Annotated in this window: 13 protein-coding genes; 2 read left to right on the top strand and 11 right to left on the bottom strand. The window is 73.0% G+C overall.

Annotated elements, in window-relative coordinates; genetic code table 11:
- Window positions 1–3 precede the first annotated feature (3 nt).
- On the bottom strand, window positions 4–306 hold the full coding sequence (gene uraH / locus ACIA8L_RS16910) for a hydroxyisourate hydrolase (protein WP_395905255.1): 303 nt from the start codon (window positions 304–306) through the stop codon (window positions 4–6).
- A gap of 79 nt (window positions 307–385) precedes the next feature.
- Window positions 386–874, bottom strand: coding sequence for a 2-oxo-4-hydroxy-4-carboxy-5-ureidoimidazoline decarboxylase (uraD, locus tag ACIA8L_RS16905; protein ID WP_395905253.1), 489 nt, complete (start codon window positions 872–874; stop codon window positions 386–388).
- A gap of 158 nt (window positions 875–1,032) precedes the next feature.
- On the opposite strand from uraD, the gene ACIA8L_RS16900 reads away from it, so the two are divergent.
- A complete protein-coding gene (locus ACIA8L_RS16900; protein ID WP_395905251.1) occupies window positions 1,033–2,316 on the top strand; it encodes an AAA family ATPase in 1,284 nt (427 codons plus the stop codon).
- Window positions 2,317–2,339: 23 nt separating this feature from the next.
- Here the strand turns inward: ACIA8L_RS16900 and ACIA8L_RS16895 are convergent, their stop codons facing one another.
- Together ACIA8L_RS16895 and ACIA8L_RS16890 are read right to left on the bottom strand one after the other, a co-directional pair.
- Entirely contained in the window at window positions 2,340–2,987 is a 648-nt protein-coding gene (locus tag ACIA8L_RS16895; RefSeq protein ID WP_395905249.1) for a response regulator, read from the bottom strand.
- A complete protein-coding gene (locus ACIA8L_RS16890) occupies window positions 2,975–4,219 on the bottom strand; it encodes a sensor histidine kinase (RefSeq protein WP_395905247.1) in 1,245 nt (414 codons plus the stop codon). Before ACIA8L_RS16890 ends, ACIA8L_RS16895 begins: the two co-directional genes overlap by 13 nt.
- Window positions 4,220–4,485: 266 nt before the next feature.
- On the opposite strand from ACIA8L_RS16890, the gene ACIA8L_RS16885 reads away from it, so the two are divergent.
- On the top strand, window positions 4,486–4,668 hold the full coding sequence (locus ACIA8L_RS16885; protein ID WP_395905245.1) for a hypothetical protein: 183 nt from the start codon (window positions 4,486–4,488) through the stop codon (window positions 4,666–4,668).
- Between the two features lie 142 nt (window positions 4,669–4,810).
- On the opposite strand, the gene ACIA8L_RS16880 is transcribed toward ACIA8L_RS16885, so the two are convergent.
- The 7 genes from ACIA8L_RS16880 to ACIA8L_RS16850 all read right to left on the bottom strand — a co-directional run bounded on the left by ACIA8L_RS16880 (window position 4,811) and on the right by ACIA8L_RS16850 (window position 10,182).
- Window positions 4,811–5,188: a VOC family protein gene (locus ACIA8L_RS16880; protein ID WP_395905243.1), complete on the bottom strand. Its 378-nt coding sequence runs from the start codon at window positions 5,186–5,188 to the stop codon at window positions 4,811–4,813.
- Window positions 5,189–5,201: 13 nt separating this feature from the next.
- Window positions 5,202–5,954, bottom strand: coding sequence for a GNAT family N-acetyltransferase (locus ACIA8L_RS16875; protein WP_395905241.1), 753 nt, complete (start codon window positions 5,952–5,954; stop codon window positions 5,202–5,204).
- Between the two features lie 62 nt (window positions 5,955–6,016).
- Complete coding sequence (locus ACIA8L_RS16870) at window positions 6,017–6,475, bottom strand: hypothetical protein (protein ID WP_395905239.1); 459 nt, start codon at window positions 6,473–6,475, stop codon at window positions 6,017–6,019.
- Between the two features lie 17 nt (window positions 6,476–6,492).
- A complete protein-coding gene (locus ACIA8L_RS16865; RefSeq protein WP_395905237.1) occupies window positions 6,493–7,365 on the bottom strand; it encodes a hypothetical protein in 873 nt (290 codons plus the stop codon).
- A gap of 11 nt (window positions 7,366–7,376) precedes the next feature.
- A complete protein-coding gene (locus ACIA8L_RS16860) occupies window positions 7,377–8,582 on the bottom strand; it encodes an MCE family protein (protein WP_395905235.1) in 1,206 nt (401 codons plus the stop codon).
- Entirely contained in the window at window positions 8,579–10,003 is a 1,425-nt protein-coding gene (locus tag ACIA8L_RS16855; RefSeq protein ID WP_395905234.1) for an MCE family protein, read from the bottom strand. The genes ACIA8L_RS16860 and ACIA8L_RS16855 overlap by 4 nt, the downstream gene beginning before the upstream one ends.
- Entirely contained in the window at window positions 10,000–10,182 is a 183-nt protein-coding gene (locus ACIA8L_RS16850; RefSeq protein ID WP_395905232.1) for a hypothetical protein, read from the bottom strand. The genes ACIA8L_RS16855 and ACIA8L_RS16850 overlap by 4 nt, the downstream gene beginning before the upstream one ends.
- Window positions 10,183–10,266 lie beyond the last annotated feature (84 nt).

Below are 10,266 nucleotides of genomic sequence, written 5' to 3'. Positions count from 1 at the left end.
CGCTCAGCTCCCCCGGTAGGTCGAGTAGCCGAACGGGCTCAGCAGCAGCGGCACGTGGTGGTGGCGGGCATCGGCGATGGTGAACGCGATGGCCACCTCGGGGAAGAACGCGTCCGGGCCGAGGTAGGCCGCGGTGTCGATGACCAGCCGGTAGCGGCCGGTGCCGACGTCGTCCCAGCGCAGCCGCCCGTCGGCGTCGGTGAGCCCGTCACCGACGAAGATGTGGTCGGTCGTCTCCAGCCGGATCGGCACCCCGGCCGCGGGAATGCCCCGGGCGGTGTCCAGGACGTGTGTCGAAACGCTCATGCGGCCTCCGCTCCGCTCCGGCCGCCTGAGCCGAAGCTGCGCCCCTGGTTCGCGGCCTCCTCGCTGCGCTCGGAACCGCTCATGCCGCCGCGTCCGCCATTCGCTCCAGCCGCAGCTCGACGATCTTGCGCAGCTCGCCGCGGACGACGACGCGCTCGGTCTCGTCGTCGTTGCCCAGGCGCCCGCGCGCGGCGGCGAGCACCTCGGCGGCCGACTTGCCGGAGGCGAAGATCAGGAACAGGTGGCCGAAGCGGTCCTCGTAGGCCTCGTTGACCCGGGCGAGCTCGTCGTCGGCGCCCCGGACGCCGGACTGCTCGCGGCGGGACCAGGCGGCATCGGCGCCGTCGCCGGCCGGTTTCTCCCCGATCCGCGGATGGGCCGCGAGCACCCGTTGCAGATCGGCCCAGCCCAGCTCGTCGTATGCGGTGACGCCGGCGACCACCAGGTCGGCCGGCGTCTGGTAGGGCCGGGCGGCGGCGACCCGGGCCGCCCAGTCCGGCGAGGCACAGCAGGCGAGCAGCGCCTCCTCGGCGGCCTCGGGCGCGAGGCCGTTGAACCGTTCGAGCATGCCACCCCTCTCGTATCCCCGGCACGTTACTCCGGCGATGTTTCATGTCCAGACCTTCGGAGCCATGTCCAGTATCCCCGTTTTGTCCGATCGGGCGGGCCCGGAGCCAAGAACCGGGAGCGCTGCCGCGCCGTCCATCCCGTGGCAGACTCGAACACATGACCGAGCGTGAGCTGCGCCCCGCGATCGAGGTCGTCGACGTCGGCGGCCGGATCGTGCGGATCGTCGACGGGCACCTGCTCACCGCCGGGGACGCGGTCGGGCACGACCTGCCCCATCGCGGCATCGAGATCACGGTGGAGGCCGACGGTTACCGGGCCCGGTGGGTGCGCGGCGCGTTCAGCCTGCCCGCGTTCGCCAAGCTGTTCGCGGGCGGCGCGGCCGGCGGGGCGCTGTTCCGGCTGCTCGGCCTGCCCGGGGCGGTCCTCGGCACGATCATCGCGATCGGCGTCGCCCGCGGCACCCGGCCGGTCCGGGCCGCCGACGTCGACGACCCCGCGGTTCACGTGCAAGAACAGGGTCCGGATTTGGTACTGCGCTCAGCCTCGCTCGCCGCCCTGGTCCTCGCGATCATGCAGGTGACCGGCACGAACGGCCCGGTGACGGTGAGCCCGGCGGCCGGGGCCGAGGCCGGGCCCGAGGGTGTGCGCCTCGACGACGTCGGCGGGCTCGAGGACGTCGTCGCCCAGTTCCGCGACGTCGCCGTGTCGTTCCGGCATCCGGAGGTCCTGGCCCGCTGGGGCGCGACCCGGCCGCAGGGCATCCTGCTCTACGGGCCGCCCGGCACCGGCAAGACGATGCTGGCCCAGGCCCTCGCCAACGAGATCGACGGCGACCTGCGCGAAATCCGCACCCCGGAGATCCTCGACAAGTGGGTCGGCAACTCCGAGAAGAACATCCAGCGGATCTTCACCGAGGCCCGCGGCCTGCGCCGGCCGACGGTGCTGCTGTTCGACGAGTTCGACTCGATCATCAGCTACACGGGGGCCGCGTTCGACGCCGCCGGGCAGATGATCAACGCGGTGGCCGGCATCTTCAAGCAGGAGATGAACACGCTCATCGACGCCAACCCCAACGTCATCGTCGTCGCGACGACCAACTTCCCCGACCGGGTCGACGCGTCCCTCGTGCGCTCGGGGCGGTTCGATCTGAAGCTGGCCGTACCACTGCCGGGTCCGGCCGCTCGTGCACAGATCCTCACCAAGCAGATCCGGGCCCTCATCCACCGGCACGAGAACGCCGGATTCCGGATGTTCGCCCCCGACGTCGACACCGACGCCCTGGCCGCGGCGGCCACCGGCCTGACCGGCGCGGACCTGAAGGAGGCGCTGCGCCGCGCCCAGCTCGACAAGGCCATGGGCGAGGCCCGCACCGGCCGGACGTCGGGCCCGATCACCCAGGCCGAGCTGCTCACCGCCATCAACCGGCTGCGCCAGGGGTAGCGCCGGCCGCACCACGGCCGGGATCAGGAGGCCTCCAGGTAGTGGAGCACCGCGGCCACCCGGCGGTCCGTGCGGTCGTCGGGGGCCAGCTCCAGCTTCGCGAAGATGCTGCGGATGTGCTTGTGCACGGCCCCGTCGGTGACGAACAGCCGCTCGGCGATCGCCGCGTTGCCCAGCCCCTCGGCCATCAGGGCCAGGACTTCGCGCTCCCGGGCGCTGAGCCGCTCCAGGCGGGCGTCGGGGCGGCTGCGGCTCAGCAGCTGGGCCACGACGTCCGGGTCGATCGCGGTGCCGCCGTCCGCGACCCGGTGCAGGGCCGTGAGGAACTCCTCGACCCGCCCGACGCGCTCCTTCAGCAGATACCCGAGCCGCGCACCGCCCACGGCGAGCAGGTCGGTCGCGAAGGCCTGCTCGACGTACGCCGACAGCACCAGCACCGCGAGGTCCGGCCGGCGGCGGCGGGCCTCGACGGCGGCCACGATGCCCTCGTCCGTGTGGGTCGGGGGCATCCGCACGTCCACGATCGCCACGTCCGGCTTGTGCTCGTCGACGGCCGCGAGGAACGTCGTCGGGTTGTCGGCCGTGGCCACCACGTCGAGGGACTCCGCCCGCAACAACATCGCCAGGCCCTCGCGCAGCAGGGCGTCGTCTTCCGCGATCACGATCCGCACGGGATGCTCACCTTCAGGATGGTCGGACCGCCCACCGGGCTGGTCAGGTCTACGGTGCCGTCGTGGGCCGCGGCCCGCTGGCGGATGCCGGTCAGGCCCGACCCGGCGTGCTCGTCGGCGCCGCCGTGCCCGTCGTCGGTGACGGTCAGGTGGAGCCGGTCCCCGGTGCGGCGCAGCCGGAGCGTGGCGTGCTCGGCGCCGCTGTGCTTGGCGACGTTGGTGAGGGCCTCGGCCGCGACGAAGTACACCGTCGCCTCCACCGACGCCGCGCAACGCACCGGCAGCTCGGCGTCGACATCGACCCGGACCGCGCAGTTCGCGGCCAGGGAGCGCAGCGCGTCGGGCAGGCTGCGGTCGGTGAGCACCGGCGGGAGGATGGTCCGGACCACCGCCCGCAGCTCGGCCAGGGCCGCCTCGGCCGCGCCCTGGGCCCGCTCCAGGATCTCGTCGGCGGTCGCCGGGTCCCGGCTGACGGCCCGCCGGGCCGCCCCCAGCAGCACGTTCACCGCGACGATCCGATTCTGGGTGCCGTCGTGCAGCGCCCGTTCGATCCGGCGCAGCTCGGTCGCGTGGGCGTCCAGCGCCGCGGCCCGGGTCGCGGTCAGCTCGGCCACCCGCAGCATCAGGTCGGTCCCGGGCGGTGGCGCGAGCAGTTCGCGCCCCGGCGCCGCCTGCACCCGGGCCAGCACCGGCGTGCCGTAGAACAGCAGGAACAGCCACACCAGCGCCAGCGCCGACACCCACAGCGCCCCGGTCAGCGTGTGCACCACGCCGAACCCGATCGACGCGGTCCGCCCCTCGAGCGGCACGAACCGGTACCACAGCGGGAACGAGCCGTCACGCAGCACGTTGACCGGCAGCGCGATGCCGAAGATGCCGATGAAGAGCCCAGCCGTGCCGTGGATCGCGGCCCAGAGCAGCTCCCGGCGGACCACGACGTCGGTGAACACCGCGCGGACGCCGGTCGGCGCGGGCAGGTTTCCGAGCAGCTCCGGCCCGGTCCGGGAGAGCCGGTCACGCTCCCGGTCGGCGACGACCCGCAGCAGTCGTACCGCGAACGGCGCGATCAGCAGCCCGACGCCGACGACACTCGCGAGCAGCGTGACCACGCAGGTCAGCAGTGCGATGAGCGCGAGCATGGCCGTGCCGAGCCCGCCGACGAGCCGCGCGAGCGCGTCGAGCGCGGCCCGGCCTCGTTTCCCAAATGCGGCGCGGAGACGAGCCTCCACCACACCCCTCACAATCCGCGCGTCCGGGCCGCGCCTCAAAGGGGCTGAGCACACAATCAGCGCCTCCGCACCGGCCGCGCGGGGCTCAGCTTAACGCCACACCTTCCGCTGCGACCTCACGGGACCGAGGCCTCGAGCCACGCCGAGCAACCATGCGCCGGAGGTACAGCCTGCTGTACCGGCGTTGGGCAGCGCACGGCATCGATTCCGCCCGGCCCGGCTCATACCGTCATAGGTGTCGAACGAACCGCAGCACTCAGGAGGGCATCATGACGAACGACCGCCGCACCAACACGCTGCTCTGGACGGCCCTTGCCGTCGCCGCCGTACTCAACGCCGCGCTGTCCACGGTGAACCCGATCCTCGGCGTCGTCTCCGGCGTCATCGTCCTGGCCTGCGCCGGCACGCTCATCACGCGCCACGTCCGGGCCCGCCGGCAGCAGCAGTCCTGACCGCGCGTCTCACTCCCGGACACGCGCCGTGGCGTCTCAGTCCGGACACGCGCGGTGGCGTCTCTGTCCGGATACGCGTGGTCGCGTCGCACTCCCGGACAGGCGCCGTGACGTCTCGGTCTCAGACACGCGCGGTTGCGTCTCAGTCCCAGACGCGCGCTGTGGCGTCGAAGTCGGCGCGGTCGCCGTGGACGGGGATCACGCAGAGCAGGTGGCCGCCGGGGGCGCGCAGCACGTGGCAGTCGAGGTATCGCGACACGGGCACCGCGCCCAGCCCCCGCAGCCGGGCCACCTCGGCGTCGAGATCGTCGGTCTCGAAGTCGAGGTGGTATCGAGCGTCGCCCTCGATCTGCTGCAGGGCCGCCTTGATGATCCCGCCGGCCAGGCTGGTGAACTGCGGCTCGTGCGCTTCGACGGCCGCGTCGGCCCCCAGCGCCGCCGCCCAGAACCGGGTGGCGGCGTCGCGCTCCTCCGCGGCGACGTCGATGATGACGGCGAACAGCCGCGACTTGTGACTCATGCGCGATCCTCCATCAGGCGTGCACGAACGGCGTCGTTGTGGCCAGGCGGACGAAGCCGAGCCGTTGCAGGATCGGCCGGCTGTCGTCGCTGGCGTCGACCTGCAGATAGCGGTACCCGGCCTGCGCGGCCTGGGCCGCCCGGTAGGCGACGACGGCCTTGAAGACGCCGCGGCCGCGCCAGTCCTCGGCGGTCCCGCCGCCCCAGAGGCTCGCGAACTCCGTGCCCCGGTGCAGCTCGATCCGCCCCGCGCAGATCGGCCGGTCCCCCGCCATCGCGACGACCGCCTTCACCTCGTCGGGCCGGTCCAGCAGGTGCCGCCCGATCGCCGAGTGGTCGCCGCCGAAGACCTCGTCGTGCACCCGGACCACCAGTTCGGCCCCGCCGGTGCCGGTGACGGGCTCCAGCCGCACCCCGTCCGGCGGCGCGGCGGCCTGCGGCAGGGCGTCGACCTCGGCGACGAGCAGCGCCTCGGGCGGGCCCGGCTCGAACCCGGCGTCCAGCAGCCGGTCGGCCAGGTCCGCGGGCTCGTCGTGGGAGTACAGTTTCCACTCCCATGGCACCCCGGCGAACCGCCGGACCTGCTCGGCGATGACCGCGTCGGCATCCAGCCCGCCGAGCCCGGACCAGGTGATCCCGGACCAGCCGTCGTCGCCGCACACCACCCGCACCACCCCGGGCCCGCGCTCGACCACGGCCCCCGGCCCCTCCTGCGGCTGCTGCCGGATCTCCCGGTCGAACCGCGCGAGGATCTCATTGACGTCCATGTCCCCACCCGATACCCAACCGCCGCTACCGCGCAACCGGTTTCTTTTTTTGTGATGATCGGTCAGACGGCGATGGCGTGGGACACCTTCCACGTGCCGGCGACCGGAACCATGGTGAGCACGACCCGGTTCTGGTCGACCTTCTCGCCGGTGATGTTCGCGTTGCGGCGATACTGGTCCACGTACAGCAGCAGTTCGACCTGGGACGGGCCGGCCGTCACGACGCCCGTCGCCGAGACCGAGGCCCGGACGATCGCCTGCTCCGCGACCGCGTTGCGCTTCAGGGCGGCCGTCGTCTGGGCGTACTCGTCGGCGAACCCGCCCGTCGCGAAGCCCTTGCCGTTGGCGACACTCGCGTCGAAACTGCGGTAGTCGTAGGAGAACAGCGCCTGCGCGGCGGCGTTGGCGGCGGCCGTGGACTGGCGGACGGCCACATCCCGGCGGTGCTGCCGATCCGAGAAATACCAGCCCGCGGACGCCGCCGCCAGCAGGAGCACAACCACAAACAGAATACGCTTCATTGGTACCTCCTCAGCGGTCAGCCGACGAACTGGAGCTTCGCCACCAGCCAGCGGCCCGAGTCGCGGTCCCGGGCCATGTCGACCTGGATGCGGTAGTGCGAGGCGCGGCCGTCCGGGGCCTTGGCGTTCTTCACGGTGGCGTCGACGGCTACCAGTACCACCGCCGCATGTTTGTCCCCGGACACCAGCGCGGCCCGCAGCACCGTGCCCTTCGAGTCGACGTTGTTCTCCACGACCGCCGCCCGGACCTGGGCCTGGCCGCGGGTGAACTCGTCACGGAAGTCACCGGTCGCGCCGGCCACGATCCGTTGCAGGTCGCGGTCGACGCTGCCGGCGCTGACCGAGACGAAGTCGACCGTCGTCTGCTTGGCCGCGGCGACGGCCTGCTGGTGGGCCTGCTCCAGGCTGCGGCCGGCGTACCAGCGCTGCCCGAGCACCCCGGCCGCGGCGAGCGCGGCGCAGACGAGCAGCGCCAGCAGGACGGTACGCGGCGACGGCCGGGTGAGACGCCGCCGCGCGGAGCCGACGGGACGCCGTGGCGAGGGCTTCGCGAGACGGCGCCGCACCGGCCGGGCGGGCCCCCGTCGGTGCGGCGCCGCTCGCCGACGAAGACGCTTCCCGGCGTCATCCTCGTCTGGAGCAACGTCTTGCTGGAGTTCGGCCGCGTCCGCGGCCTCGTCCCGGTCCGACTCATCCCGGTCCGACTCGTCCGCGGACAGGAGTTCGGGCTCCTCGTCCAGGTGGGCCAGGACGTTGGCGATCGTGTCCCGGCGCTTGGCGGCCGGGAGCCGGCGGCGGGTGGCGGCCCGCCGCCGGACGCTGCGCGGGGCGAGTTCGGAGTCGGCGCCGCCCGGCACCAGCCGCAGGCCGCGCTCCTCAGGTGCGGACACGGGATCCTCCTTCACGGCGCGAGGCCGGCGAGTAGAAGCTGTTTCCAGGACTGGTCGCCGGCGAGCGCGTACTGACCGCCGGTGGTGCCGAACAGCAACGGATTGCCGTCGGCGGCGAGCACGGTTCCGGTCGCGGGGTCGACGGACGGCGGCCCGGGGTCGCCCGGCGCGCCGGGGTCGCCCGATGTGCCGGGCCGCGGTGCGTTGCCGGTGCCGCGGACCAGGTCGCACTTGTTCGAGGTCGTGTAGTTGCACGGCGGCGGGTCGTTCACGTTGAGCACGAGGCCGAAGTGGGCCGTGCCGTCGCCCGGGGTGACCGTGAAGCCACCGGCCACGGCCAGGGGGTACACCACCAGGATCTGCTCGATGCCGGGCAGCCGGCGGGCCGCGACCCCGTTCACCGCGATGAGGTTGCCCAGCAGCGGGCCGATCGACGGATCGAGGCCGTCGAGGAGCGACACGAGCTGCCGGGCGGCCGGCGGCGCGTCGGCGATGATTCGGCGCAGGTCGGCGTCGGACGAGCGCAGCGTCGCCGCGATCTGGGCCAGTCCGGCCGCCCACTGCCGGATCGCCCGCGCCGACTCCTGCTGTGTCTGCAAGACCGTGCGTCCGTCGGTGAGCAGTGTGTGCGTTTGCGGCAGCGTCGCCGTGGCCGAATCGAGCAACAGTTCGGTGGCGTCGAGCAGGTGTCGCAGCGCCTGTTCGTTGCCCTCGAACGCCGTGCCGAGCTCGTCGATCACCACGGTCAGCGCCTGCGGGTCGACGGATTGCACGAGTGCGTCCAGATTCGCCAGCAGCGTCTCCGGTGCGAGCGGGATACCGGTCCGCGAGGCCGGAATCACGGAGCCGTCGCGCAGATACGGACCGGCGTCGCCGTCCGGGCGCAGATCGAGGAACTGCTCACCGACGGCGGAGCGCTGCCCGACGATCGCGCGCGTGCCGGCCGGCACCAGCACGCCGTCGTCGAGGTGGAGCCGGGCCCGCGCGCCGCCATCATGGAGGGTCACCGACTCGACCCGGCCCACGGGCACGCCCCGGTAGGTGACCGGCGCGTTCGCGAACAGGCCACCGGCCTGCGCCAGGTCGGCGTAGACGGTGGTGCCGCGGCCGAGGAGGCGATCGCCGAGCCCGACGTACTCGAGCCCGACGTACACGACCCCCAGGAGCCCGGCCACCAGGAACGCCAGCACCTGCAGCTTCGTCGACCGGCGAATCACGGCAGCAGCCCCCCGCCCAGCACGTCGCCGAGCCCGCCCTGCTGCCCGTTGGTCGCTCCGGTCGCGGGCGGCAGCAGGCAGGCCGGCGAGAGCGCGAAACCGGGCGGCAGCAGCGTGCCGGGCGGGAACACGGTCCCCGGCGGCACGACCCCGCCCTTCGGCAGCAGGCTTCCGGGCGGCGCCGGCGTCCCCGGTGCCAGGAGTTTGCAGTCCTTCGGCAGCTCACAGCCCTTCGGCGGCACCCAGCCCGGCGGCAGGAGCCCACCGACCGGCAGGCAGCTCAGCGGCAGCACGCCGATCACGGCGGGGACGTCCACGGGAGGCTTCTGGTTCGAGTTTCCAGAACCGGAGTTGCCCGTGGTGGTACCGCCGGAGCCGCCGGTCTTCGGCTGCGCGCCGCCCGCCGGCTTCTGTGTCTGCGCCGCGGGCGGGGCGGTGTTCACGAGCAGATTCGACAGGATCGTGGTCGCGTCCAGGTCCGCGGTCGCGCCGAGGTTGACGTAGTCACCGACGATCGCGCCGCTGACGTTCGGCGGGAACGGGAACGACAGCAGGAAGTCGAGCGATTTCGGCAGCGCGTCACCGGCCTTGACAAGCTGCTGCAGCAGCGGCTGCAGCGCTTTGAGCGACGCGAGCGTGTCGTCCCGGCTGGCCGCGATGACCTGCGTGCCGACCTTCCCGAGGTCGCCGAGCGCGGTCAGGGTGGCGGTGAGCTGTGTGCGCTGGTCCTCGAGCACGGTGAGCCCCGGTGCGAGCGATGACAGTGCGGTACCGATGACGGCTCGTTGCTTTGCGAGTGAGTCCGTGAGCCGGTCGAGCGCGTCCAGCGCGCGCACGATGTCGGCCTTCTGCGCGTCGAGCCCGCTGACGAACGTGTCAAGCTGGTGCAGCGCGTCGCGGGCGGCCGGCTCGCGCCCCTGGAACGCGGTCGCCAGCTCCGCGTTGATGGTCTTGAGCTGGGCCAGTCCCCCGCCGTTGAGCAGCATGCCGAACGCGGCCAGGACCTCTTCGACCTCGGCCGAGCGCCGGGTCCGGCTCAACGGCACCACCGCCCCGTCGGCGAGGCGCCCCTGCGGCGACTCGGTGGCCGGCGTCTCCAGCGCCACGTACTTCTCGCCGAGCAGGCTGCTCTGCCGAATCGCCGCCGTGGCGTTGGCCGGCAGCTGCACCTTCTGATCGACCAGCAGCCGCACCCGAGCCGTCCAGCCCGCGAGCGAAATCTGCTCCACGCTGCCGACGGTGACGTCGTTGACCTTGACCGCCGCCTGCGGCACGAGGTCGAGGACGTCCTCGAACTCGGCGGTGACCCGGTACCCGGCCCCGGCCGGCGCCCCGCCGGGAAGCGGGAGGCCGCAGCCGCCGGCGAGGAGGCAGACGCCGGCGGCTGCGGCGGCCAGGGCGGCGGTAAAGGCGCGTCTCATGACACACCCCGCAGGATGCCGCCGAGGGTCAGATCCTGGGTGACTTCGCGCACCTTCGCGACGCCGACCACTGCACGCACCCTCGTCTTGCTGACCACCGCGCGCACCCCCGCGACGCCGGCCACTGCGGGCGTTCTCGTGGCGTCGACCGGTGCGGGCATCGGCAGGGCGCGTCTCATGACACACCCCGCAGGATGCCGCCGAGGGTCAGATCCTGGGTGACTTCGCGCACCTTCGCGACGCCGACCACTGCACGCACCCTC

Source organism: Dactylosporangium sp. NPDC051541 (genome assembly GCF_044454505.1).
GTDB lineage: Bacteria > Actinomycetota > Actinomycetes > Mycobacteriales > Micromonosporaceae > Dactylosporangium.
Note: the sequence above shows the minus strand (reverse complement) of the source record. Positions and strands in the feature narration are given on the sequence as shown.